General features: G+C 50.0%; 19 protein-coding genes. 13 read left to right on the forward strand and 6 right to left on the reverse strand.

The genetic code is table 11. The features are described 5' to 3' along the window. Positions 1–15 precede the first annotated feature (15 nt). The gene (locus IMY23_RS20265) at positions 16–1,860 is read right to left on the reverse strand and encodes an LTA synthase family protein (RefSeq protein WP_192820807.1); all 1,845 of its coding nucleotides are present in this window, start codon (positions 1,858–1,860) and stop codon (positions 16–18) included. Positions 1,861–2,105: 245 nt separating this feature from the next. Here IMY23_RS20265 and IMY23_RS03770 point away from each other — a divergent pair, with 245 nt between their 5' ends. After that, a complete protein-coding gene (locus tag IMY23_RS03770) occupies positions 2,106–4,298 on the forward strand; it encodes a glutamine synthetase III (protein ID WP_192820808.1) in 2,193 nt (730 codons plus the stop codon). 113 nt (positions 4,299–4,411) lie between these two features. Here the strand turns inward: IMY23_RS03770 and IMY23_RS03775 are convergent, their stop codons facing one another. Further along, on the reverse strand, positions 4,412–4,894 hold the full coding sequence (locus tag IMY23_RS03775; RefSeq protein ID WP_192820809.1) for a hypothetical protein: 483 nt from the start codon (positions 4,892–4,894) through the stop codon (positions 4,412–4,414). A 131-nt stretch (positions 4,895–5,025) separates the two neighbouring features. Between IMY23_RS03775 and IMY23_RS03780 the strand changes: the two genes are divergently transcribed. Then, a complete protein-coding gene (locus IMY23_RS03780) occupies positions 5,026–5,409 on the forward strand; it encodes a hypothetical protein (RefSeq protein WP_192820810.1) in 384 nt (127 codons plus the stop codon). Between the two features lie 117 nt (positions 5,410–5,526). On the opposite strand, the gene IMY23_RS03785 is transcribed toward IMY23_RS03780, so the two are convergent. Next, positions 5,527–6,009: a hypothetical protein gene (locus tag IMY23_RS03785; RefSeq protein ID WP_192820811.1), complete on the reverse strand. Its 483-nt coding sequence runs from the start codon at positions 6,007–6,009 to the stop codon at positions 5,527–5,529. A gap of 114 nt (positions 6,010–6,123) precedes the next feature. On the opposite strand from IMY23_RS03785, the gene IMY23_RS03790 reads away from it, so the two are divergent. The 5 genes from IMY23_RS03790 (at position 6,124) to IMY23_RS03810 (ending at position 10,336) form a co-directional block, all read left to right on the forward strand. Then, positions 6,124–6,483 (forward strand): hypothetical protein, encoded by a 360-nt coding sequence (locus IMY23_RS03790; protein ID WP_192820812.1) that lies wholly within the window; start codon positions 6,124–6,126, stop codon positions 6,481–6,483. A 104-nt stretch (positions 6,484–6,587) separates the two neighbouring features. Continuing rightward, positions 6,588–8,573, forward strand: a complete 1,986-nt coding sequence (gene ispG / locus IMY23_RS03795) for a (E)-4-hydroxy-3-methylbut-2-enyl-diphosphate synthase (protein ID WP_192820813.1) — start codon at positions 6,588–6,590, stop codon at positions 8,571–8,573. A 34-nt stretch (positions 8,574–8,607) separates the two neighbouring features. Further along, a complete protein-coding gene (locus IMY23_RS03800; protein ID WP_192820814.1) occupies positions 8,608–9,654 on the forward strand; it encodes an acyltransferase in 1,047 nt (348 codons plus the stop codon). A 17-nt stretch (positions 9,655–9,671) separates the two neighbouring features. Further along, on the forward strand, positions 9,672–9,842 hold the full coding sequence (locus tag IMY23_RS03805) for a DUF6728 family protein (protein WP_192820815.1): 171 nt from the start codon (positions 9,672–9,674) through the stop codon (positions 9,840–9,842). An 80-nt stretch (positions 9,843–9,922) separates the two neighbouring features. Further along, positions 9,923–10,336 (forward strand): MmcQ/YjbR family DNA-binding protein, encoded by a 414-nt coding sequence (locus IMY23_RS03810; protein WP_370589825.1) that lies wholly within the window; start codon positions 9,923–9,925, stop codon positions 10,334–10,336. A 100-nt stretch (positions 10,337–10,436) separates the two neighbouring features. Here the strand turns inward: IMY23_RS03810 and leuS are convergent, their stop codons facing one another. The 3 genes from leuS to IMY23_RS03825 all read right to left on the reverse strand — a co-directional run bounded on the left by leuS (position 10,437) and on the right by IMY23_RS03825 (position 16,207). After that, positions 10,437–13,208, reverse strand: a complete 2,772-nt coding sequence (leuS, locus tag IMY23_RS03815) for a leucine--tRNA ligase (RefSeq protein WP_192820816.1) — start codon at positions 13,206–13,208, stop codon at positions 10,437–10,439. 506 nt (positions 13,209–13,714) lie between these two features. Next, positions 13,715–15,019 carry a tyrosine--tRNA ligase gene (gene tyrS / locus IMY23_RS03820; RefSeq protein WP_192820817.1) on the reverse strand — a complete coding sequence of 435 codons (1,305 nt, stop codon included), beginning with the start codon at positions 15,017–15,019 and terminating at the stop codon, positions 13,715–13,717. Between the two features lie 189 nt (positions 15,020–15,208). Further along, positions 15,209–16,207 (reverse strand): hypothetical protein, encoded by a 999-nt coding sequence (locus tag IMY23_RS03825; protein ID WP_192820818.1) that lies wholly within the window; start codon positions 16,205–16,207, stop codon positions 15,209–15,211. Between the two features lie 517 nt (positions 16,208–16,724). Here IMY23_RS03825 and holA point away from each other — a divergent pair. From holA to IMY23_RS03855, 6 genes are all read left to right on the forward strand, one after another. Further along, complete coding sequence (holA, locus tag IMY23_RS03830) at positions 16,725–17,777, forward strand: DNA polymerase III subunit delta (protein WP_192820819.1); 1,053 nt, start codon at positions 16,725–16,727, stop codon at positions 17,775–17,777. A 216-nt stretch (positions 17,778–17,993) separates the two neighbouring features. Then, positions 17,994–21,014: a tetratricopeptide repeat protein gene (locus IMY23_RS03835; RefSeq protein WP_192820820.1), complete on the forward strand. Its 3,021-nt coding sequence runs from the start codon at positions 17,994–17,996 to the stop codon at positions 21,012–21,014. 5 nt (positions 21,015–21,019) lie between these two features. Next, the gene (locus IMY23_RS03840; protein ID WP_192820821.1) at positions 21,020–22,720 is read left to right on the forward strand and encodes a hypothetical protein; all 1,701 of its coding nucleotides are present in this window, start codon (positions 21,020–21,022) and stop codon (positions 22,718–22,720) included. A gap of 7 nt (positions 22,721–22,727) precedes the next feature. Further along, a complete protein-coding gene (locus IMY23_RS03845; RefSeq protein ID WP_192820822.1) occupies positions 22,728–23,909 on the forward strand; it encodes an SPOR domain-containing protein in 1,182 nt (393 codons plus the stop codon). A 1-nt stretch (position 23,910) separates the two neighbouring features. Beyond that, positions 23,911–24,618, forward strand: coding sequence for a MotA/TolQ/ExbB proton channel family protein (locus IMY23_RS03850; RefSeq protein ID WP_192820823.1), 708 nt, complete (start codon positions 23,911–23,913; stop codon positions 24,616–24,618). After that, the gene (locus IMY23_RS03855) at positions 24,618–25,019 is read left to right on the forward strand and encodes a biopolymer transporter ExbD (protein WP_192820824.1); all 402 of its coding nucleotides are present in this window, start codon (positions 24,618–24,620) and stop codon (positions 25,017–25,019) included. Before IMY23_RS03850 ends, IMY23_RS03855 begins: the two co-directional genes overlap by 1 nt. Positions 25,020–25,024 lie beyond the last annotated feature (5 nt).

Below are 25,024 nucleotides of genomic sequence, written 5' to 3' on the forward strand. Positions count from 1 at the left end.
AACGGAAAGAGTCTTTCATCGTTTCAAATAATCTGCATAGCTGGTCTGCATGTAGGCCTTGCCTTGGTTGAGTTGGTGGTCTGTAACGGCGTCGTCTTTCTCAATGACCTTTTTGGCGGTGTTGTCAAACGTGACCGTTCCCTGGGGCGTCACCATCCCAAAGCCGTCATTAAACACGTAAAACGCGAAGCTGTTGGCTTTGGCATCTATCAGGTTTTTGCTCCAGCTGTAATGCTGCCAGGGCAAGCCCATCTGCTGCAGAAGCGTGGGCACCACATCAGTCTGGGTACCAATGGTGGAAATGACGGTATCTTTTACAGCCAGCGCGCCCCCCACCATTATCAGCGGAATCTTGAATTTGCCAGGCGCGTGGTTTTGGTCTGGACCGGGGAATTGATGGCCATGGTCTGCCACCAACACCACCACCGTGTTCTGCCACCAGGGCATTTTCTTGGCTTGATTTATAAAATCTCCCACGGCTTTGTCTGTGTAGTACACCGAGTTCTTGAACTGTGTTGGTTCGTCGGCACCCATGAATTTAGTAGGCATGGGCACATCATACGGTTCATGGCTGCTGAGCGTGAAAATGGTGGTCAGGAACGGCTCCTGTGGTTTCTGATGGTCTTGCAGCACTTTCTCCAGCACCAAATGATCGTGCACGCCCCACTTTGAATTGTAGAACTCACTCGGGAAATCGGCTTTCTCCAGCAGGCGGTCATATTGCCCGTTCACCAGATAGGAACGCAGGTTGGCAAAGGCCAGTTCGCCGCCATAATAATAACTGGTATAATACCCGGCCTTTCTCAGGTCAGAGGCCAACTGCGGCAGCCGTTCTGTTTTACGGGGTGTTTTCACAATGGAAGCCACCGGCTGCACCGGGTAACCGCTCAACAAAGCCACCATGCCTTTCTGGCTTCGGTCACCGGAGGCGTATATGTTATTGAAAAGAATACCTTCTTTGGCCAGGGCGTTCAGGTTCGGCGTGACGTCGGCCGGGCCTCCTAAAGGACCGATGAATTTTGCCGTGTAGCTTTCCAGAATCAGGAAAATGACGTTGGGTTTTTTCACGCGCAGCAGAGAGGCCACCGAGTCGCTTTTAGGCTGATACAGTTCCTGCACCAGGGCCTGGGCTTCTTTCTCTTCTAAGTATATATATGGGTTTTTGGTGTCATGGTTTTTCTTGACCACCGAGTGCATCACGTTCCAGAGCACGTTCACGCCGGCATGGTTGGCGAAAATCTTCTGGGAGAAATACACATCGCTTTGGTTCAGGGGAATCTGCTGCCAGCCGCCCCTGATGGGCAACACCAACAAGGCCAGCAAAAAAAGGCTGAGGGAAATCTCCGGTAAATAATTTCTCCTTTTAAAATCGCCTGGCGTCCAGATTCTTTTCACCCAGCTAAAGCCAAACCAAGCCGCCGCGGCTAGCAACAGAAACAGAAAAACCAGCAAAAACACCGGCGCCGACCCAGTGGAGGCCAGCATTTCTTTGGGTGTGTTCAGGTATTGCATAGGCGTGGTGTCTAACCGGAAACCCCAAGCCGTGTACAGTTCCAGGTCAACGGTCACCAGCAACGCCACCAATATAATCAAAACATACGTGTACCCATTCACCACTTTCAAGAAGGCTTTCCTCCTTAAAATAGATTCCAGCAAAAACAATAGGAACGGAATAGCACTCAGGTAGGCGGCAAAGGAAAGATCCATGCGCAAGCCATACAAAAAGGTGTTGGCTACCTCCAAGGCGGTCAACTCCGCGGTTCTATCATGTTGGTACCCTAAAAAGAGCGCCCGGCACAAAAGGAAAAGGACGGTCCAGAAAAGGAAGTACCCCAAAGACCTGCTTAGTATCTGTTTCACGGTGCAAAGGTAAAAATTTAGGCCTAGCAAGAACCTTTATCTAAAAATAAGCAGGGGTGTGAAATTTAACCTCGTTTTGGCTAAACTCAATCAAAAAATATAAAAACCCCTGTAAATTGAAAGGGGTGTTGACTTAAAAACGATGTAAAAAATAAAAAATGGGGTTAAAATTTAAAGGGGGTGTGTTGAATTTCAGAATTGAGTTAATATATTTGACCATCGTATCAGATAATTAAACAAAGCCCATGGCCATTCTTCGTTTTAAAGCATTGGAGTTGGTGAACCAACGTCCGCCCGTGGAAGTCAATCTTCCTTCAGGCAAAATCTCTGATTATTTCGGAATCAATGTGTTTGGCCAGGAGGCCATGCGGTCCACCTTGTCCGGAGATTACTTCAAGCGTTTGCAGTTCGCCATTAAAACTGGCACCAAAGTAGACCGCCACCTGGCCGATGCCGTGGCCGCCGCCATGAAAACCTGGGCTTTGAACAAAGGCGCCACGCACTACACCCACTGGTTTCAGCCCCTTACCGGAGAAACCGCCGAAAAACACGATTCCTTTTTTGACCTGACCTCAGACGGACGCGCCATTGAAGCCTTTAAAGGCAGCGCCCTGGTGCAGCAGGAGCCAGACGCTTCTTCTTTCCCCAACGGCGGTATCAGAAATACCTTTGAAGCCCGCGGCTATACCGCCTGGGATCCAACTTCGCCCGCCTTTATTATTGAGAATGCCGGGGCCAAAACGTTGTGTATTCCTACCATTTTTGTATCGTACACCGGTGAAGCCCTTGACTACAAAGCGCCTTTGCTGAAAAGCCTGGACCTGGTGGAGAGAGCCGCCCTGGATGTTTGCCAACTGTTTGACAAAGACGTGGCCAAAGTGACCACCACGTTGGGCATTGAGCAGGAATACTTTATGGTTGACCGCGCGCTGTTTGACGCCAGACCAGACTTGGTGATGGCCGGCAGAACCGTATTCGGCCATGCGCCCGCCAAAGGACAGCAGTTAGAAGACCATTATTTCGGGGCAATTCCCTCCAGGGTGCATGCCTTTATGGTGGAATTTGAGGCCGAGTCGCACAAGTTGGGAATTCCGTTGAGAACCCGTCACAATGAAGTAGCCCCTAACCAGTTTGAGTGCGCGCCAACCTTTGAGGAAGCCAACCTGGCAGTGGACCATAACCAGATTTTGATGGATGTGATGGACCGCGTAGCCGAAAAACACAATCTCAAAGTTCTGTTGCATGAAAAACCATTCGCGGGCGTAAATGGCAGCGGAAAGCACAACAACTGGGCCCTGAGCACTGACACGGGCGTGAACCTGTTGGCCCCTGGCCGCAAACCGAAGGAAAATCTTCAGTTCCTCACCTTCTTCATCACCACCATTAAAGCCGTGCACCGCTACGCAGATTTGCTGCGCGCCAGCATTGCCTCTGCCAGCAATGACCACCGCCTGGGTGCCAATGAGGCGCCACCTGCCATCATGTCTGTGTTTGTGGGCAAGAAACTGAGCGAAGTTCTGGACGAGCTGGAGCGTACCGCCAAGGTTCCCCTGGACAAAGGCGATAACATGTACCTGAAATTGGGCATCGACAAAATCCCGGAAATTTTGTTGGACAACACAGACCGTAACCGTACCTCGCCTTTCGCGTTCACGGGCAACAAGTTTGAATTCAGAGCAGTAGGTTCTTCGGCCAACTGTTCCAACGCTATGACCATCCTCAACGCCATTGTAGCCGACCAGCTGCTGGAGTTCCGTGATTCGGTGGAAGCTGCCATCGCAAAAGGCAAGAAGAAAGAAGTGGCTATTATTGATGTGCTACGCGACTATGTGATCACGTCCAAAGACATCAGGTTTGAAGGCAACGGTTACAGCAAGGAGTGGGAAGAAGAGGCCGAGCGCCGCGGTTTGAGCAACATCAGAACCACGCCGGTAGCCTTGGACAAACTAATAGATGAGCAGGCTGAAAAACTTTTCACGAAGCATAACATCTTCAACACCCGTGAGTTGCATGCCCGCCATGAAATTTTACTGGAAGACTACATCAAGCGCGTGCAGATTGAGGCCCGCGTAATTGGCGACCTGGCCAACAACCACGTTATCCCGACGGCAGTAGCCTACCAAACCAAACTGGTGCAGAACATCAAAGGCCTGCGTGACATTGGCCTGGAAGACGATGAATACACCAAAACTACGCTGGAGACCATCAAGAATATATCCAGGCACCTCACCGTGATCAAGACCAACGTGGAAGCCATGATTGAGCAACGCAAAATTGCCAACAAGGTAGAAGACACCCGCGAGCGCGCCATCATGTATGACGCCCAGGTGAAAAGCTACTTTGACACCATCAGGTACAGCGTTGACAAACTGGAACTGATTGTGGATGATGAGCAGTGGCCGCTGGTGAAATACAGAGAAATGCTGTTCAGCCACTAAGCACCCCTTTACCACGCTAACAAACAGAAAGGCCCCCGCGCAAGCAGGGGCCATTTGCTGTTAAAAGATTTCCGTTTTCGGGCTCATTTCTGGAAATGAGCCCGAAAACGGAATTATAAAGTAAGAGTATTGGAATCTGTGGGCGGTTTGGAAGTGAAGTTCTGGCTTACCTGGCGCAGTTTGTTTTTGACACCGGCTGCCGTGGGCAAATGCTGGCGCCAGGTTTGTTCCTGCCACCAGGTCTGCAGCGCGGGGTTTTGCCGGGCCATCTCACTCACCCGCTTCAGCACGAAGGGCAGAATCAAGGCCGCCACGCTGGCCGCCAGGTTGCTCCTGATGCCCAGATGAATCATCAACCGCACCAACACCAATTCCTTGAGTTCATGGAACAATATCTTGGGCGCTTTTTCCTGTACCTGCCCTTTTAGAACCTGCGCAGCGTGGGCCAGGTTGCCGTTGCGCACTTCGCGGTCCAGCCAGGTTTCCACCGTTTCGCGGGTCACGTTGACCGCCACTGGAATCTGGGCGACGGTGAGTCCGGCGGCGTGCAGCACCCGGGCGGCGTAGGCATGGCTTTTTTGCAGGAAAGGAATCATAGGGGTGTGGTTGAAAAGCTCCTTAATCTTTTTGGCTACGAAAATCTGATAAGTGAGTTGCGCCTCACTAGCCATAACAAAGAAAATAATGGCGCGTACTATCACAGGCCTTTAAAAAAGAGGCACTTATTATGCAGTTCAGCATTTCAGAATTCAAGGAAAGATTAACCCAGGAATGGACGTCCGGCGGAAACCCCATCGCCTTCATTCGGGAGGAAATAAAGAGGGCCGAAAACACCATCACGGGTGTTTCGCCAAAAACCGGTCAGGCTGATGCGTTTGTGTCAGAGGCCATCCATGACATTGACACCTACATTTTTCAGCTGCAGGAATTAATCAGGTTGCATGAGATGGAGCAGCTGGAAATAGGCCACCAAAAAATGTATGAATCTGAGCAGCTGCCCCAAACCGTGACCGAACAACTGGACAAGTTTGAGGAAAGCTCTAAACTGCACGCCACCCCAGATGATCCCTTGCTTCGGAAAGAATCGCCGCCAGCGGAAAGCACCACCTGACAAACTGGAAATTTTAATAACAGAAAAGGCCGCCAATTTCTTAGCGGCCTTTTCTGTTATTAAAATTTCCGTTTTCGGGCTCATTTTCAGAAATGAGCCCAAAAACAGAGAGTGTTCTTAGGCATACGCGCCGTTGTCAGAAGCATTGGACCCGGAAAACGTCTGGCCCACCGTCCTGATCTTGGATCTGATGTCTTCTTTGGAAGGCAGGTGTTTTCTGATGTCTACGTTGTCCCACCACATCTTGAACTTGGGGTTTTTCTGCATGAGTTCTACCATTCGCTTTAAAATGAAAGGCAAAATGATGCCCGCTGTGGCCGAGGCTTCTGGATAGGGGAGTTGCTGGCGCACAATCAGCTTGGCCACCAACACGTCCTTCAGTTCGTCAAAAAGCAAATGGCAGTCTTTCTCCAGGGCATCACTTTTCACCATCTGGAACACCAAGGGCAGGTTGCCCTGCTCCATCTCCTGGTGCAGCCAGTTTTCGGCGGTCTCACGGGTAATCTGTATGGTTTGGGCAATGTGCCGGGGCTCCATTCCTGCTTTTTTCAGCAGCGTGGCGGCTTGCCTTTGGCTTTGGGAAATAAACAAGATAGACATAGGATCTCAGGTTTAGGTCCTTTCTACTACGCTAAGCACCGGTTCAGAGTTTATGAAAACGAAGAACTAGGGCCGGTAACTTCCGTAGAGCCTTACTCACAAGACCTTACCACCATGGAATTAGACATTGACAATTTCAAAGAACGCCTGCAGAAGCAAGTAGCCAATGGCCGTTCGGGTGCCCAGTACATCGGCGAGGAAGTACACAAGGCCGAAAACCTGAAGGTAGGCCTGACGGAGGAGATGGACCATGCGGCAGATTTTGTCACCGAGGCTAGCAACAAGATTGACACCTATGTCTTGCACCTGCATGAACTGGCCAAAGCTTATCCGCTTTCTGATTTTGACCTGGACCAGCGCACCGCCTTAAAAGATGACGCCATACAAACCGAAATAAAAAAGCAGGTGCAGAAACTGGAAGAAGAAACAGACAACACCGCCGAAGACCGAATATCGCCCCTGGACCTGTCCTGAGCAGGAAAAACCGTTACTCAAAAAAAGATGCTACTTTTACAGTAAAACCCGCTGAACATTCTGCTTTGGCCCGTGGTTTAGGTAATAAGAACGCAGCTTTTTACATGAACACTTCCTCTGGTACCCTTGGCGGCCTTTACTGCCCCAGTCTAACTGATTACACCCGTCGCCTTTCCCGAGAAGTCCGTATTGGGGACCTCGCCATGGGCGGAAATAACCCTATACGCGTGCAATCCATGACCACGGTTGACACCATGGACACCCTGGGTTCTGTGGAACAGGTCATTAAAATGGTGGAGGCCGGTTGTGAATACGTGCGCATTACCGCGCCCAGCGTGAAAGAGGCTGAAAACCTGGGAGTGATTAAAAATGAACTTCGGGCCCGAGGTTACTCGGTTCCGTTGATCGCCGACATCCATTTCACGCCCAACGCCGCCGAACTGGCCGCGCGCCTGGTAGAGAAAGTACGCGTGAACCCCGGCAACTACGCTGATAAAAAGAAATTCCAAGTTATTGACTACACAGATGTTACCTACCAAGCCGAGCTGGACCGCATTAGGGAACGCTTCACGCCGCTGGTGAACATCTGCAAAGAATACGGCACGGCTATGCGCATTGGCACCAACCACGGTTCGCTCTCTGACCGGATCCTGAGCCGCTACGGAGATACGCCGCTGGGCATGGTGGAAAGCGCCCTGGAGTTCTTGCGCATCTGCGAGGACCTGAACTATTATGATGTGGTCCTTTCCATGAAAGCCAGCAATACCCAGGTCATGGTCCAGGCCTACCGGCTCTTGGTGCAGAAACTGGAAACCGAAGGCTTGCAACCGTACCCCTTGCATTTAGGCGTAACCGAAGCCGGGGAAGGCGAGGACGGCCGTATAAAATCTGCCGTAGGCATCGGCACGTTGCTGGAAGACGGTTTGGGCGACACGGTACGCGTTTCGTTGACGGAGGCGCCAGAATTGGAAGCACCCGTAGCCAAAATGCTCATTGACCGCTATACTTCCCGCGCCGGGCACACGCCTATCATGCCCGTTGAAAAACTGCCCTATAACCCGTTCCAATACCACCGGCGCGAAACCCGTGAAGTCCTGAACCTGGGCGGCCACAATGTGCCGCGCGTAGTGGCAGACTTGAGCCGACTGCCTGAGATTACCTTTGAGGATCTTCGGCCTATTGGTCATATCTATTCTCCGGCCCTGGATAAATTCCACATGAGTGACCAAGGGGCCGATTTTGTCTATTCCGGAAGCGCGCCCATTTTGTTCATGCTGCCCAACGGCCTGAAGGAAATTCTGGACTATACCGCCTGGCTAGAAGCCGAGAAACGCGACGACCGCTACCCGCTCTACACCGCCATGCAGTTTGAGACGGCAGACACCTGGCACGCGCAGCTGAACTTCGTGCAAGTATCCTTCGGGCAACTAACGCATGATTTCATTGAAACGCTGCACAACCGCCCAGACGTGGTCCTGCTGCTGGAAACCGAAAACACACACGCCATGCCGGAGCAGCGCCGAGCCTTCATGCGTCTACTAAACCAAGCACAACCTGTTCCGGTCATCATAAAACGTTCCTACGAAGACCTCACCGACGAGCAGGTGCAACTCTACGCCGCCACCGACGTGGGCGGTCTCCTGATTGATGGCCTGGGCGACGGAATCATGCTCAGCACTCAGGACTTAAGCCACCGGAGCAAAGAGGAATGGGGCTTTACCCTAGATGGACTGAACAAACTGGCCTTCGGGATTTTGCAGGCAGCCCGCACGCGCATGAGCAAAACCGAGTACATCAGTTGCCCCAGCTGCGGCCGTACCTTGTTTGACCTGCAGGAAACCACCGCCATGATCAGAAAACGTACAGATCATTTAAAGGGCGTGAAGATTGGCATTATGGGCTGCATTGTGAACGGTCCTGGTGAAATGGCAGATGCAGATTATGGATACGTTGGGGTTGGCAAAGGCAAAATCGCCCTGTACCGTGGCCAGACTGTGATCAAGAAATCTGTGCCAGAGGAGCGAGCTGTGGATGAGTTGATAGAGTTGATTAGGGAAGACGGGAATTGGATTGAACCGCTTCGGGCATAATCATAAGAATATGATATTGTCCCACCAAGCCCAGATGGTTAATAACCTTCCTCAACCTGCCAGTCATTCGTTCGAAGAAGAAAGATATATCTACAGCAATGTGAGGGTATTCGCTGCTTTTTCTGTTTTACTTGGGCACGCAGCAGGTCCATTGTTAAGCTCATTTACGACCTTTAATAAAGGTGAGTGGTGGATAGGGAATTTATATGTTTCGTTTTTCAGGTCAGGTCTGCCATTGTTCCTTTTTCTAACAGGTGCTCTATTGTTGCCAAAAGCCAACGATTTAACATTTGTTCTTAAAAGATTTAAAAGAATTTTAATACCAGCCTTGATTTGGAACTTGGTTTACGCGTTTTTAAGTAAAGACCCAGAAATATCAGGAAGGGTCAATGACTTTTCTGTGCTATTTTCTAATAATTCTTACCATCTATGGTTTGTATACGTGATGCTGCTGGTGTATCTATTCATGCCTTTTTTATTTATGCTGGCACAGAGTTCCTATACAAAATGGGTTGTAATCTATACACTATTTTATTTAATATTGTTGGTGGTGTATGTCTATTATAGACCTATTTTTAAAAGCTATACGGGTTTATATTATGGAATCCATGCATTTGTATATGGATATTACATCTTAATAGGTTTTAAACTTCTAAAATGGGCATATAACAAAAGTATTGTTCTAGGCCTTTCTCTTTTTTTTGGGGGATTCCTGTTAAGCTTAATTGGTTCGTATTTGGTTCTGGATGAACAACATGCCATGCATAGATTATTGCATAATAGCTTTAATTTACATATATTCTTAAAAGCTATAGGAGCATTTATTCTTATAAAGAACATAACAAAGCTACTTCCTTTAAATTTGAACAGAATTTTTGATAGGCTTGGCAATTATTGTTTTGGCGTTTATTTAATACATCCTTTGGTTTTTAACTATTCGTTCCTTTACAAGTTTGGGTCTGAATATCATTTTAGTGACCATTTTTTTCTGGTGGCACTGAATTCAATTATCTGTTTTTTACTTTCCCTACTGATAGTGTTTATGTTTAGTAAAATACCTAGCGGAAAGTATTTATATTAATAACTGATTGTACGCTTATGAAAGGCTTATTTGATTTTACTGAAGTGGCTACTTATTTCTTCCGGAAAAAGGATCCCAACCGCAAGACAAATTTCAACCTGCGGACCATGCACCTGATTAATAAAATTTCCATGATCATGTTCCTGTGTGGTCTGGTGTATTTGGTGATTAAATTAATGACGCGCTAATCACAACTGTGATTTTCCGTTTTTGGCTTCGTTTTCAGAAATGAGCCCCAAAACGGAATTTGACCAGTTGTTTATAAACTTTGTGGACTCAGGCTTTTGGCGGTTTCTGCATTTCCTGTATTTTGGCGGGCATGAACATAGAGGAATTCAGAGAGTATTGCCTAAGCAAACCCCACGCGGAGGAGACCACGCCCTTTGGGGAAGACAATCTGGTGTACAAAGTGGCCGGCAAGATGTTCGCCATGTGTACGCTTAACTCGTATGCCGAGGGCGTGAACCTGAAATGTGACCCGGAACGGGCAGCCGAACTCCGGGAACAGTACCCCGCCATAAAGCCCGGTTTCCACATGAATAAAAAGCACTGGAACACGGTCTTGCCCGAGGCCTTCTTGCCCATGGGCCTGCTGCCTGAATTGATAGACCATTCCTATGATCTGGTGGTGCAAGGCTTGCCCAGGAAAGTGCGGCAAGAATTGGAACAGCTCAACGGCTAACATAGAAACTTAATACAAAACAAGAGCGCCTGATTTCCACAAATCAGGCGCTCTTGTTTTTCCGTTTTCGGGCTCATTTCTGGAAATGAGCCCGAAAACGCTAAATCACTACGTTCACAATCTTGCCGGGCACCACAATCACTTTCTTGACTGGTTTGCCTTCCAGCAGTTTCTGCACTTGATCTGATGCCAAAACGGCCTGTTCCACTTCCTCTTTGCTGGCTTTCAAGTCAAAGGTCATTTTGCTTTTCACCTTGCCGTTCACCGAAATTGGATAGTCAAACGTGCTCTCGGTGAGGTATTCTTCCTTCCAAGCTGGGAAAGCAGCATAGGTGATGCTTTCAGTGTGGCCCAGACGGTTCCAAAGTTCCTCGGTGATGTGAGGCGCGAAGGAGGATAACGTAACGGTCAACGGTTCCAGAATGGCACGTTTCTTAGTTTTCAAGGCTGAGAGTTCGTTTACGCAAATCATGAACTGGCTCACGCTAGTCCCGAAGGAGAAGCGCTCAATGTCTTCCTCCACTTTCTTGATGGTCTTGTGCAGCGCCTTCAGCTCGGCGGGAGTAGGTGCTTCCTCGGTCACGGCCCAGTGGCCTTGCTCGTCATAGAACAGTTTCCAGAAGCGGCGCAGGAATTTATACACGCCGTCCATGCCATTGGTGTTCCAGGGCTTGAATTGCTCCAGCGGTCCCAGGAACATTTCGTACATGCGCAGCGTGTCAGCGCCGTATTCTTCCACCAGTTTGTCAGGGCTGACCACATTGTGCTTGGACTTCGACATTTTCTCAATTTCAACGCCCACGAGGTATTTGCCGTCTTCCAAGATAAACTCCGCGTTGGCGTAATCTGGGCGCCAGGCTTTGAAGCGCTCCAAATCCAGCACATCGTTCTCCACTATGTTCACGTCCACATGCAAGGCGGTTACCTCGTGTTCAGCTTTAAGGCCGGCAGATACAAAGGTGTTGGTGTCTTTGATGCGGTACACAAAGTTAGACCTACCCTGAATCATCCCCTGGTTGATCAACTTTTTGAAGGGCTCATCCTGGTTTACTAACCCAAGGTCAAAGAGGAATTTGTTCCAGAAGCGGGAGTAGAGGAGATGGCCCGTAGCGTGCTCTGAACCACCAATATATAAGTCCACGTTTTGCCAATAATCAATGGCTTCTTTGCTCGCGAATTCACTGTCATTCTGGGCGTCCATGTAGCGGTACCAGTACCAGCTGGAGCCGGCCCAGCCGGGCATGGTGCTCAACTCGTACTCAAATTCGCCGCGGTATTTCCAGTCCTGCGCGCGGCCCAATGGTGGCTCTCCGGTTTCAGTGGGCAAATAAGCATCTACCTCCGGCAATACCAGCGGTAACTCGCTTTCATCCAAAAGTTGTGGGATGCCGCCTTTGTAATATACCGGCACCGGCTCGCCCCAATAGCGCTGCCGGCCAAACACGGCGTCACGCATCCTGAAGTTGATGCGGGCTTTTCCTACGCCCAATTCTTCGGCACGCTGAATGCCGGCGGTAATGGCGTCTTTCACATCCAGCCCGTTCAGAAAACCGGAATTGATGATTTTCCCTTCTTTGGCGATGTGTGCTTCTTTAGATAAATCTCCTCCAGCCACAACTTCCGGGATTGGTAGGTTGAATTTCTTCGCGAAGGCGTAGTCACGGGTATCATGCCCCGGTACGGCCATTACGGCGCCGGTGCCGTAGCCGGCCAGCACGTAATCTGCTATCCAAACCGGTACTTTTTCTCCGGAGATAGGATTGATGGCATACGCGCCCGTGAACGTGCCCGTCACTGATTTTACATCAGACATGCGGTCGCGCTCTGAGCGGTTCTTGGCCCAGGTGACGTATTCTTCCACCTCAGCGCGTTGTTCCGGCGAGGTAATTTCAGCTACGAATTCATGCTCCGGCGCCAGCACCACAAAACTCACCCCAAAAATAGTGTCAATGCGGGTGGTGAAGACCGTAATGTGCTTGTGGTCATGGCCTTCCAGCTGGAACCGTAATTCCGCGCCCACAGATTTCCCGATCCAGTTGCGTTGCATCTCTTTCACCGGCTCAGGCCAATCTATGGTGTCCAGGCCCTGCAACAGACGCTCAGCGTAGGCCGTGATGCGCATCATCCATTGCTTCATCAATTTGCGCTCCACAGGATAACCGCCGCGCTCAGAGACGCCGTCTTTCACTTCGTCATTGGCCAACACGGTTCCCAACTGAGGGCACCAGTTCACCACCGCTTCTGACAAAAAGGTCAGTCTGTATTTCAGCAGGAAATCTTGTTGCTCTTTCTCAGATAAACGGGCCCAGGCATCAGCGGTCACGTGCGGGGTGTCTTCGTCGCAGGCGGCGTTTACGTGGGCGTTGCCGCGTTGCGCCAGTTCAGTTACCAACGTGTCAATGGGCTCCGCTTTAGAAGTGGCATAATTGTACCAGCTGTTGAACAACTGCATGAAAATCCACTGGGTCCATTTGTAGTAGCTGGGGTCTGACGTGCGCACTTCGCGGTCCCAGTCAAAGGAAAAGCCCAGGTTGTTCAGTTGCTCAATGTAGCGGGCAATGTTCTCTTTGGTGGTCACGGCCGGGTGCTGCCCGGTCTGAATAGCGTACTGCTCGGCGGGCAATCCGAAGGAATCAAAACCCATGGGGTGCAGCACGTTGAACCCTTTCAGGCGCTTGTACCGGCTTACAATGTCTGAGGCGATGTACCCCAGCGGGTGCCCCACGTGCAGACCCGCGCCGCTGGGGTACGGGAACATGTCCAGGGAGTAGAACTTCGGTTTGCTGGGGTCAATCTCGGTTTTGAAGGTTTTGTTTTCGCTCCAGAAGCGCTGCCACTTCTGCTCAATGCTTCGGTAATCGTACTCAGACATGTATAGCTGGTTGTAATGTACAGGTTCAACAGCCCAAAAAGGCCTAAAGCAAAAGTAAGAGAATTTCGGCAAAAAGCTTGAATAGAAACTTGGAGATAGGGAGATGCTGGGATTTTCGTTTTCAGGCTCTATTCTGAAAATGAAGCCGAAAACGGAATCGCTGAAATTCCTTCTTCCACTGAGAAAGGGCTTGGGGTAGGTTATTTGTTTTCAAGTAATTTCCCAAAACCCGCTGGAGCGAGTATCCAGACTCGCCGGGGGCCACTATCTGGAACTATCGAGAAGGTAGTCTGGAGATTACCCGTTATCAATAGTAACGAATCTGGAGACGCACGCCAGGGAACAGGTAATCATCTTTTTTAGAGATTTCCCTCATCCTAACCTTCACCCAGCCAGAGTAGGGCCTGTGTTTTTGCGTTTTTAGACTCTAGTTTGAAAATGGAGGCAAAAACAGAAAAAGCGGACCGTGGGGCCCGCTTTTTCATTTATATGTGTTGTAGAAGGAGTTAAACAGCTTCTACCAGATAGTAGTTCTTCTTGCCTTTCTGAATTACTAAATACTTGCCTTGTAGCAAATCTGAGGTAATGGTCTCGTCTGGCTTTACTACTTTCTCGCGGTTAATGCTCACGCCGCCGTTCTGAATCATTTTCTTGGCTTCGCCTTTCGATTCAAAGATTTGAGACTGGGTAAGTTCTGACAGGAAATCAACGGCGTTGCTGCAGGAAGCCAGGGCGTCTTTGCCCACCTGAATCTGGGGTACGCCTTCAAACACAGCTAATAACGTAGCCTCTGGTAAATTACGGAGGGTCTCTAAATCGCCTTTGCCAAACAGAATCTGCGAAGCCTCTAATGCACTTTCATAGTCGGCGGCGGAGTGCACCGTGGTAGTCACTTCTTTGGCCAACGCTTTTTGCAAGACGCGTAAATGCGGCGCTTGGGCATGTTCCTCAACCAAAGCCGTTATTTCTTCCTGGGTCAATAGTGTGAAGCGTTTTAACAATTTCTCAGCTTCTTCGTCGGCTACGTTGAGCCAGAATTGGTAGAATTTGTACGGCGAAGTCATGCCAGGGTCCAGCCACACGTTGCCGCTTTCTGACTTCCCGAACTTGCTGCCGTCGGCTTTGGTCACTAAGGGCGTGGTGAGCGCGTAGGCTTTTCCGCCTTCAATGCGCCGGATAAACTCTGTGCCGGTGGTGATATTGCCCCACTGGTCAGAACCGCCCATCTGCAGGCGCACATTTTTGTGCTTGTATAAATGGTAGAAGTCGTAGCCCTGCAACAGTTGGTACGAGAATTCGGTGAAGGAAAGACCTTCGGCGCCGTTTTCGCCTTCCTGCGCCGTGATGCGCTTCTGCACAGATTCCTTTTTCATCATGTAGTTCACGGTGAGGTGCTTGCCTACATCGCGCAGGAATCCCAGGAAGCTGAATTCCTTGAACCAGTCATAATTGTTTACAATCTCCGCCGAATTGGCCGCACCGTCAAAGTGCAGGAATTTCTCCAGCTGTTTTTTAATGCCGTTTTGGTTATCGCGCAGCACATCTTCTGAGAGGAGATTCCGCTCCGCTGATTTTCCAGAAGGATCGCCGATCATGCCCGTGGCACCGCCCACCAAAGCCACTGGTTTGTGGCCCGCGCGCTGCAAATGCACCAACAGCATAATGGTGGCCAGGTTGCCTATGTGCAGGGAAGAGGCCGTGGGGTCAAACCCAATGTAGCCCGTAGTCATGCCAGACGCCAACAGTTCCTCGGTGCCCGGCATGAAATCCTGGAGCATGCCGCGCCAGCGAAGTTCTTCAATCAAATTCATCTTGTAGCAAGGTTTAAAGCGCCAAAGGTAGGGATTTTAGTTTTTAGTTGGCCGTTGTTAGTTGTTTAGAAGGAATTTGATTGCCGCAAAACCAGTTTCCGTTTTCGGGCTCAATTCCAGAAATGAGCCCGAAAACGGAAAATCATAAAGGCTTCTTACTTTATTTCAGTAGGTCGAAATGAATTTACCTCAGGCATGAGTTTGCAGAAGTTGGGGCAGGCCGAGTTGGTCAAAGAGGAGTTTGCCAATTTTAAGGTCTGACCAGCCTTCGCGGAGTTGGTAAGTGAAAATGGGGTTTCCTTCAGCTAATTCACAGGCGATGTGGAATTTTTGAACGGCCGGGAGCGAGGCCTGCGCGAAATGCTGCAGGTTCAGGAAATGCGTGGACAGGAAAAAAAAACTGTTCCTGAACTGCGGCAAGCCTTGCAAAGTGTGCAGAATGATTTCCTGGGCGTCTTCTGAGTTGGTGCCTTTGAAAATCTCGTCAAACACCGCGAAACAAGGTTTTCCCTGCCGGGCCTGTTCCAGAATTCCTTTCAGGGTCATCAGTTCCTGCATGAAATGGCTGTAGCCGTGGGCCAGGTCGTCTTTAGAATTGATGGACACCGAGGTGGCGGCAAAAAACGGAATCTGGCAGCGCTGGGCCGGTACGGGCAAGCCCAGCCGCGCCGCGTGCACGCAAAGGCCCAGCGCCTTGAGCAGGGTAGACTTCCCGGCCATGTTGGGGCCCGTCAACAGAAACACGGTGGTTTCAGCGGTCAAAGAGACCGAATTTTTAACGGGCTCGGTTACCTGCGGGTGGTAGAAATCCGCAATCTCAAACCGGGCCGTCGTGAATTCAGGGAAATTAAACCCGTGTTTTAGGGTGCCTTTGGCGATGGAGAAATACGCCTCAAATTCAAAAATACTTTGCCAGGTTTGCGCCAGGGAGCCCTCCGGTAACTGCTGGAGCACTTGCGTGAAATTGATGCTTTGCCGGTGGCTGAATTTGTCTTGCTTGATCAGTTGCGTGCGATGGATGATTTGAGTCTGTTCCACCAACGCCAATACCAACTTGAGCTTCCGGGTGAAGGATTCCGGGAAAAGACTTAGCTGCAATCTGCTGAAAAAACGCACGTACAAACGTTCCAATAACAGAATCAACTGCACTTGGCCAGCCCGTTGGCGCTCAAGTTCTTTTTTCTGCAAGACCAGCTTGATTTGCTCTTTTATAAATCCTTGCTTTTCCCCCTGATGACCTTTCCTGAACGTCTGGCTAAAATGATACGCGCCTCTTAAATCAATGACCTGATAAGAGAAATCTTAAAATGTGCCACTGGGCCAGAAACCCTTTAATAATTGCCTGCCGCGTGTAGGCCTCTTCTTGAGAAGTAGGAGCCTCTGAAAAGAGTTTGTTTAGTACCGCCTTGCTGTGTTCTGAATTCACAAAATCAAAAAACGGCAGCAGGCTTTCCTGCACTTGTAAATCTTGGACGTGGTGCATAGCAGAAAGCGGTGGGGTTAAATATTCAGTTTGCTAGATATAACCGCCAGTTCAAGCAATTAGTATGCAGGCCAGGCGTTTTCGGGCTCATTTCTGGAAATGAAGCCAAAAACGGAAATCGGTAGCCAAGGATAGGGCTTTTAAAAAAACAAAAAAACTTACCACAGATAACTGTCAACTAACCGCTAAATTTGCGGCACCAATCATTCTTCTCATTCTGCCATGGCCCTAACCGCTGAAGACATTCTCAAGCAACTCAAGAACCGGGAGTTTGCTCCGGTGTATTTTCTGCAGGGCGAGGAACCGTATTATATTGACCTCATCTCAGATTACATAGAGCAGCACGCGCTCAACGACATGGAGAAAGGCTTCAACCAGGTGGTCATGTATGGCAAAGACGTAGACATATCTACCGTGCTGCTGCAGGCCAAGCGCTTCCCCATGATGTCTGACCGCCAGGTGGTGATTGTGAAGGAAGCCCAGAACCTGGCCAACCTGGAAGCCGACCCCGAGAAAGACAACGCCGCCAAACAGCTGGATGCGTACTTAAACAACCCGCTGCCCTCCACCATTCTGGTGTTCTGCCACAAACACAAAGTCTTGGACGGCCGCAAACGCTTGGGCAAACTGTTGAGCAAAAACGCGGTATTCCTGACCACCAAAAAACTCTATGAAAACCAGGTAGGCGGCTGGATCAACCAGTTCATCAAAGGCAAAAACCTGTCGGCCACGCCCAAGGCGGTCATGATGCTGGGTGAGTATATTGGGTCAGATTTGTCCAGGTTGGCGAATGAAATAGAGAAGCTGGCCATCAACCTCAAACCCGGGCAGACCATTGACGAAAATCTGGTGCATGAGAACATAGGCATCAGCAAGGAATATAACATTTTTGAGCTGCAGAACGCCATCACGCGGCAAGACGTGCTTAAGGCCAACCGCATCCTCAACTATTTCGAGTCAAACCCCAAAGACAATCCGCTGATTCCCAATCTGGTGCTGCTGTTTTCTTACTTCTCCAAACTGATGACGCTGCATATGTTGCCTATGGTAAATGAACAAACGGTTTCCAAGACGTTGGGGAACCGGGCGTTTCTAGCCAAGGAGTATTTGCAGGCCCTGCGGGTGTACCCGTACGGGCGCGTGCTGCAGATTATTGGATTTTTGCATCTAGCTGATTTACAGAGCAAAGGCATTGAGGGCGGGAGCATGGCAGACGCGGCCATTCTGAAAGAACTGGTGTTCAAGATCATGCACCACGTGCCGGCGCTGAGGTGATTTCCGTTTTTGGCTCCGTTTCCGGAAATGAGCCCGAAAACGGAAAATTAACCGCCACCCAAATGCGAAACGGGCCTTTGGTTCGTTCCTTTCCCAGCGGGTACTTTCAAATGAATTGTTCGGGGTACCCGCATTTTTTCTAATTTTGAAGGACGGGCAACCCCCCAGAAAAATCGATGTCTTTCTGTGGGGCCTTGCTTCCTTTACCATGACACTATGAAACTACCGCACAAATTAGCCTTGGCCACGGCCCTGCTCGGGAGCGCTTCCGCCGCGCAGGCGCAGCACCCGCAGACGTTCCGGTCAGAAGAGCGCTTTTTCCAGGAAGGCCTTGAATTGTATGACCGCGAGAAATTTGGCGCGGCGCAACAGGCCTTCGCGCAGTACATCAGGTTAATCAATGACCCCACCAAAACCGCCGATGCCCAGTACTATTACGCGGTGAGCGGTTTGCACCTGTTTCACCCAGACGCTGAGCAGTTGGTCTTGCAGTTCGCGGCGCGGTACCCGGCGCACCCCAAAGCACCCGTGGCTTTCTTTGAACTGGGAACGTCATTTTTCGACAAGAAGAATTATGACAAAGCCATTCAGTACCTGGAACAAGCCCCCGCTGACCGCCTGGACGAAGCCCAGCTGAAAGAGTCTGAGTTCAAGCTGGGCTACTCGTACTTCTCTAAAAAGAACTTCACCAAGGCCAAGCTGCTCTTTGATAGAAACAAGAAAGGCAACCACCAATATTCCTTCGCCAGCAGTTATTACGCCGGTTATCTGGCCTTTAACCAGGGCGATTACATTGGCGCCAAGCTGGACCTGAAAGTAGCTGAGCAGGACGAGAATTACCGCACCATTGTGCCCTACATGCTCACGCAGGTTTTGTACAAGGAAGGCAATTTCACCGAAGTAATCAGCTACGGCGAAAAATCTTTGGGCCTTACGCCCAAAGTGCAGAATCCAGAGGAGATTGAATTGTTTGTAGGCGATGCCTATTTCCAGAAAAACGATTTCAAGTCGGCGGCCAAGTATTTCAAGAGCTATGCGGAGGGCAAGAAAACCCTGGACAAGACAGTGCAGTACAAAATCGGTTTCACTGATTACAAGAACAATGATTTCAAGAGCGCCATCCAGAACCTGAAAGCGGTGGCGTTCCATTCAGATTCATTGGGCCAGAACGCGTCTTACCATTTAGGTCTGAGTTACCTCAAAGACAATAACAAGCAGTTTGCCTTGGGCGCGTTTGACCAGGCCCGCAAGCTTAACATTGACAAGGGCGTAAAGGAAGGGGCCGTGGTGAAATACGCGCAACTGAACTATGAACTGGGTAATTTCTCTGAGGTCATCAGTTCCTTGTCGTCGTTCACCAAAGATTACCCCAATTCGCGCTACGCTGATGAAGCCGATGACATTCTGAGCGAAGCCTACCTGAATTCCAATAATTACCTGGAGGCCATTGCGCACATTGAGAAACTGCCGCGCCGCAGCCATAAAATAAATGAAACGTATCAGCGCGTGACCTATTACCAGGCCGTGAAACTGTACAATGACCAACTGTTCCAGCAGGCAGTGGCCATGCTGGACAAGTCCCTGGGCTTCCCGTATGACAAAGAGATTCAGGCGGGCAGTAATTTCCTGAAAGGTGAGGCCTATTCCATTGGGCAGCGCTGGCCGCAGGCCATCACCAGTTACGGCGCCGTTTTTCAGACGCCTAACTCAGGCCGAACGGAGTATTACGTGAAGTCGCGCTACGGCATTGGCTACGCGTATTACAGTGACAAGCAGTATGACAAAGCGCTGGTGCATTTCAAGGCCTATCTGAACGATAACACCATTAAGTTCGGGAACCCCAACTACGCAGATGCCATGGTGCGTTTGGCAGATACCTATTATGTGTCTAAGGATTACAGCCAAGCCTTGAATTGGTATGACCAGGCGCTGACCAACAAAACCGTGGACGCTGACTATGTGCACTTCCAGAAAGGGGTGGTGTTCAGCCTGACCAACCGCCGTGACCAGGCCATTGCCAGCTTGCAGACCTTGCTGCGCACGTATCCTAAATCAAGGTACGCCGATGACGCCGTGTACCAGAAAGGCATTATTGACTTTGAGGGCTCCAATTACGCCCCGGCCATCGCCAGCTTCAGTGATTTAATAGACAACCACAGCGGCAGCACCCTGGTGCCCATGGCCATTCAGAAACGCGGGGTGGCTTACCAGAACCTGCGCCGCACGCCAGAAGCCATTGCAGATTTCAAGCGCGTGATTGACCAGTACCCTACGCACCCCATCGCCAATAACGCCATTTACAGCTTGCAGGAGGCCCTAGGAGCCAGCAATCAAACGGAGCAACTGGATACATATCTGACCAAGTTTAAGGCGGCTAACCCTGAATCTGATGCTTTAGAAAGCGTTGAATTTGAAGCGGCTAAGTCTTTGTACTTCAATGAGAAATACAAGTTGGCTATTCCTAAGTTTGAGGCTTTCCTGAAGACGTATCCGGCCAGTTCCTCGGTGCCCAATGCCCGGTATTTCCTGGGAGATTCTTACTGGCGCGCCGATGACAAAGCTAACGCCCTGCGCAGTTTGAAAGAAGTGGCCATTGAAGGTAGATCTGAATACCTGAGCAAAGCCCTGCAGCGCGTAGCCGACATGGAGTTTGAGAACGGGAATTTCGGCGAGGCCGCTGCTTTCTATTCCAGACTGCGTGATGTGGCGGTGAACAAGCGGGAGCAGGCCACAGCCCTCATGGGTTTGATGAAAAGCTTCTACTACACCAATGACTTCAACAACACCATTTTAATTGCTGATGACCTGATTGCCCGAGGCAACGCCACGCTCAACGCCTACAATTCGGCCCTGCTGTACCGCGGGAAAGCCAATTATGCGCAAGACAGACTGGACCAGGCCTTAAAGGAATTCACTACCGCGTCCAAATCTGCCACTGACATCAATGGGGCCGAAGCACATTACCTGGTGGCTGAAATCTACTTCAAACAGAAGAAATACAAAGAGGCGCTGGACCAGGGCTTCGCGTTCATCAATACGTTTGGAGACTATGATTACTGGTTGGGTAAAACCTTTTTGCTGATTGCCGATGTGTATGTGGCCCAGAATGAATCTTTCCAGGCCAAGTCCACCTTGCAGTCCATTATTGAAGGCGCCACAGACAAAGAAATTGTGGAGCAGGCCAAAGCCAAATTGGCGGAGTTGGAGAGAAATGTAACCGGCGCGCCTAAAAACTAAGAGACATGAGAAATACAGCTAAAATAGCCGGCATTTCGGCATTCTTCTTTCTAGGCTTATGGCAAGGGGCAACCGCCCAGCAAACCGGCTGGGGCGAAGGCACCAAACTGGAAAGCACTGAGATTGTGGTGGAGAAAAACCGTGTGCTGGAACTGCCAGAGGCCAACCGCAACTTTGAGAAATTCAGGATTGAGCCTCCCAAATTGCAGGATAGAAATGTAACCTACCGGTTCACTGAATACCGCTTGCCGGAACATTACATCAACCTGCCCATGCGCGTGCTCACCATTCGGCAGGAAGACCTGACTAAATTGTATGGCAATTACGTGAAAGGCGGCATTGGCAATTACGGCACCATATACGGCAGAGGGTATTTCCACAACAAGCGTGATGACAAAGCGTCTTACGGCGCTGAGGTAGGGCATCTGTCTTCGGCCAACGGCCCGGTGAAAAACTCCGGTGCGGCCAACAGCTTTGTGCAGGCCCACGGCGAACTCTACCAAGGCAACCTCACCTTTGGAGGCAAGGCGCGGTATGAGCGCGACCAGAATTATTTCTATGGCTATGACCAAAGCCGCGAAGTCAACACAGATACTTTAAAGCAAGTCTATAATCGCTTTCTGGCTGAGGGACACTTCAATAACCTGATTGACATCAAGAGTCCGCTTAAATACTCAGGCCTAGCAGGGGTGACGTATACCGGTGATAATTTCACGGCCAAGGAAACTAATGTGTACGCCAGCTTTAAAACCACCTATGCTTTGAGCAAAGAGTCTGGGGTGTTGGTGGATGTAGATGCGGCTTATGCCAACTTGAAAGGCTCAGAGAAAACCTTTGGGCGTAGTTTCTTTAAAATAAGGCCAGCCTATACGCGCCAGGTAGATAAATTGAGTTTGGTGTTGGGCGGAACCCTGGCTTACACCAGTGATACCATCAATGATTCCCGCAAGCTCAATTTGTACCCAGCCTTGGAGGCCAGTTACCAGGCCATTGAGAACAAGCTGACTTTGTTTGCCGGCGCCACAGGAGATTTGCAAAGAACCACATTGTATAGCCTGAGCAAGGAAAATCCGTTCCTGAACCATGACCAATATATTGCTGATGTAAACAAAGGGCTGGAGTTCTTTGGCGGCCTGAACGGAAGCCTGGGCAAGTATGTGCAATTCACTGCCCGCGTGGCGCACCAGCAGTACCGCAACCTATATTTCTACAACAACGCCCTGCGTGACAGTTCCCAGTTTGACCTGGTATACGATGACGGCGTGACCAAGGTGCTACAGGTATTTGGGCAGCTGACCTACAACCAATCTGAAGATTTACGCATAGGAATCAAAGCCGAGAACAACAGCTATTCAACTGCCTCACTAGAAAAAGCTTATCACCGGCCAGAACTGATTTTGACTACTTTCGGGACATATAATCTTTATGACAAGATTCTCTTCAACGCCGAACTTTACTATATTAGCAGTTCCTATGGTAGAATCACCAGGGGAGCCGATTCACCTCCTGCCTTAGTTGGCGCTGGGTCTGAACTGAAAGAAACAGACACGGTGGTGGATTTAAACCTGAAGGCTGATTACCGTTTCTCTCAAAGGCTGTCGGCGTTTATTATGGGTAACAACCTGCTGAACAACAAATACCAGCGTTTGGTGAATTACCCAACCCAAGGATTGTCTGTAATAGGGGGCGTTACCTATTCGTTTTAAGTAAACTATGGTTCAAGGGCATATTAAATCTTTGCTGTACGCGTATGACTGCGTGATCATCCCAGACTTTGGGGGCTTGATCACCCATTACGCGCCCGCCAAAATCCATCCCATCAAGCACACGTTCACTCCGCCATCCAAACGTATTGCATTCAATGAGCAGTTGAAGGTGAACGATGGTCTGCTGATTTCCACCTTGGCCCAGAGCCAGCAGTGGTCCATGCCGCAGGCGCAGCGGGAGGTGGCCGGTTTTGTGCAGGAATTAAAAGAACAGCTGCAAACCCAGCACCGTTTTCAGTTAAGTGACGTGGGCGTGTTCCGGTACAACACTGAGCGCAAACTGGTGTTTGAGAGCATTGAAGGCGAGAACTTCCTGGAGAACAGCTTCGGGTTGCCGGAACTGGTGGCCAAGCCTATCCTGGGCAAGGAGACCCTAGTGCTGCGCGGCAATTACCAGGACCAGTTGGCCCAGCCTGTCACGGGCGCGAGCAAAGTGAAGCTGCGGTTGCAGAAAATGTACCGCGTAGGCGCAAGTCTGGTCATTGGTGGCCTTTCTATCTCCGCGGTGTACCTGTGGTCTCTGCAAGCCGATGTTAATTTGAGTTCCCTCAACCCGTTCACCTTGCTGCAGAACCAAACAGTAGAGCAGCCAAAAGCACCACAACCAGTTGAGGCAGATGCATTTGAGCAAGCCCAGTTAACTGAACAATACAGCACCCAACTGCAAGAAGACTGGTCAGTGGAGCAGGAGCTGGCCCGCGAGGACTCCCTTTTGGCTTCATTTCCAAAACAGAGCCCAAAAACGGAAACCGAAGTTGCTCCTGCAGAAACTCCGGTACCAGTGAAAGCAAAAGTTGAGGTGGCTAAACCTGCGGCCGAGGTTGCGCCTGCGCCGGTAAAAGTGGCGCCTGCCGTTCCAGCGGCCAAAGAGAGTAAGCCAACCGTGGAGGTGCATAAGAAAACCGGTAAGTTCTACGTTATCATGGGGGTGTTCTCACAGGAAGACTACGCCACCATGAACCAGAAACGGCTGGCCAAGAAAGGATATACGTCTAAAATCATTCCTACCTACAACAACAAACGTCACCGCGTGTCAGTAGCTGAATTCAGCTCTGCGGCAGAGGCACAGGCCGCGTTGCCAAGCCTCCGCGGAAAGATTAGCCAAGAACTTTGGGTACTAAACTATTAACATGAACGCTCTTTTGCTCCAGATCACCAATTCTATTCCTGTTGATACCGCCGCCGCCGCTACGTCTGCCGCTGAAGCCACGCAAGAATCAGTTTCCTTGCTTGACTTAACCTTAGCGGGTGGTTGGGCCATGATTCCTTTGGCACTGCTCTCTTTGGCGGGTATTTACATTTTTGTGGAACGATACCTTACCCTCAAAAAAGCCTCACAGAATCCGGCTGGGTTTTTAGGAAGATTAAAGAATCTAGTAGTGGCCGGAGACATTCAGGGTGCCCGTATGCTGTGCGCACAAACCAATTCGCCTATTTCCAGAATGTTAGAGAAAGGCATTTCTAAGATTGGCCAGCCCTTAAACAGCATTGAAGCCTCTATTGAAAATGTTGGGAAGATTGAAATTGCCCGGCTTGAAAAAGGTTTATCAGGCTTGGCTACGGTGGCGGGTGCCGCTCCAATGCTGGGTTTCTTAGGAACGGTAACCGGTATGATTGGCGCATTTATTGCCATTGCCCAGGCAGAAGGTTCCATCAGCCCAAAATTATTGTCTGGTGGTATCTATGAAGCCATGGTGACTACGGCGGCTGGTTTGATCATCGGGTTGCCTGCCTATGTTGGGTACAACTTCCTAGTTTCTAAAATTGACAGCATTGTGCATGACATGGAGTACAGCTCCATTGAGTTTATAGATCTGTTACAGGAGCCACAAGCCTAATGAATTTACGCTCTAAAAATAGAATCAGCGCCGAGTTCAGCATGTCGTCTATGACAGACATTATCTTTCTGTTGTTGATTTTCTTCATGCTTACCTCCAATTTCGTGACGCCCTCTGGCTTACCCGTGACGTTGCCCACCAGTAAAGCCTCTGAAATTGTGATGCAGAAAATCAGTGTCACCATTTCCAAGGATTTGCAGTACCTCATGAATGACCAGCCTACTACTGTTGAGGCATTGCCGGCTTTGTTGGAGCAAGCATTGGCGGGAACCGAACCCGGGGAAGGGGTTGTTGTCTTGCATGTAGATAAGGCCGTGCCGGTGGAGCATTTTGTGAAAGTAGCCGGTATTGCGAATAACTTGAAAGCAAGGGTTTCTATCGCCACGCTTCCATCAGAATAGATAAC

Source organism: Rufibacter sp. LB8, assembly GCF_014876185.1.
In the GTDB taxonomy this organism is placed as follows: domain Bacteria; phylum Bacteroidota; class Bacteroidia; order Cytophagales; family Hymenobacteraceae; genus Nibribacter.

Coding starts and splice junctions, on each gene's coding strand:
- IMY23_RS03855 (WP_192820824.1), top strand. CDS start 24,618: ATGAATTTACGCTCTAAAAATAGAATCAGCGCCGAGTTCAGCATGTCG.
- IMY23_RS03780 (WP_192820810.1), top strand. CDS start 5,026: ATGCAGTTCAGCATTTCAGAATTCAAGGAAAGATTAACCCAGGAATGG.
- IMY23_RS03805 (WP_192820815.1), top strand. CDS start 9,672: ATGAAAGGCTTATTTGATTTTACTGAAGTGGCTACTTATTTCTTCCGG.
- IMY23_RS03800 (WP_192820814.1), top strand. CDS start 8,608: ATGGTTAATAACCTTCCTCAACCTGCCAGTCATTCGTTCGAAGAAGAA.
- ispG (WP_192820813.1), top strand. CDS start 6,588: ATGAACACTTCCTCTGGTACCCTTGGCGGCCTTTACTGCCCCAGTCTA.
- IMY23_RS03790 (WP_192820812.1), top strand. CDS start 6,124: ATGGAATTAGACATTGACAATTTCAAAGAACGCCTGCAGAAGCAAGTA.
- IMY23_RS03785 (WP_192820811.1), bottom strand. CDS start 6,009: ATGTCTATCTTGTTTATTTCCCAAAGCCAAAGGCAAGCCGCCACGCTG.
- IMY23_RS03770 (WP_192820808.1), top strand. CDS start 2,106: ATGGCCATTCTTCGTTTTAAAGCATTGGAGTTGGTGAACCAACGTCCG.
- IMY23_RS03845 (WP_192820822.1), top strand. CDS start 22,728: ATGGTTCAAGGGCATATTAAATCTTTGCTGTACGCGTATGACTGCGTG.
- IMY23_RS03850 (WP_192820823.1), top strand. CDS start 23,911: ATGAACGCTCTTTTGCTCCAGATCACCAATTCTATTCCTGTTGATACC.
- holA (WP_192820819.1), top strand. CDS start 16,725: ATGGCCCTAACCGCTGAAGACATTCTCAAGCAACTCAAGAACCGGGAG.
- tyrS (WP_192820817.1), bottom strand. CDS start 15,019: ATGAATTTGATTGAAGAACTTCGCTGGCGCGGCATGCTCCAGGATTTC.
- IMY23_RS03835 (WP_192820820.1), top strand. CDS start 17,994: ATGAAACTACCGCACAAATTAGCCTTGGCCACGGCCCTGCTCGGGAGC.
- IMY23_RS03840 (WP_192820821.1), top strand. CDS start 21,020: ATGAGAAATACAGCTAAAATAGCCGGCATTTCGGCATTCTTCTTTCTA.
- IMY23_RS03775 (WP_192820809.1), bottom strand. CDS start 4,894: ATGATTCCTTTCCTGCAAAAAAGCCATGCCTACGCCGCCCGGGTGCTG.
- leuS (WP_192820816.1), bottom strand. CDS start 13,208: ATGTCTGAGTACGATTACCGAAGCATTGAGCAGAAGTGGCAGCGCTTC.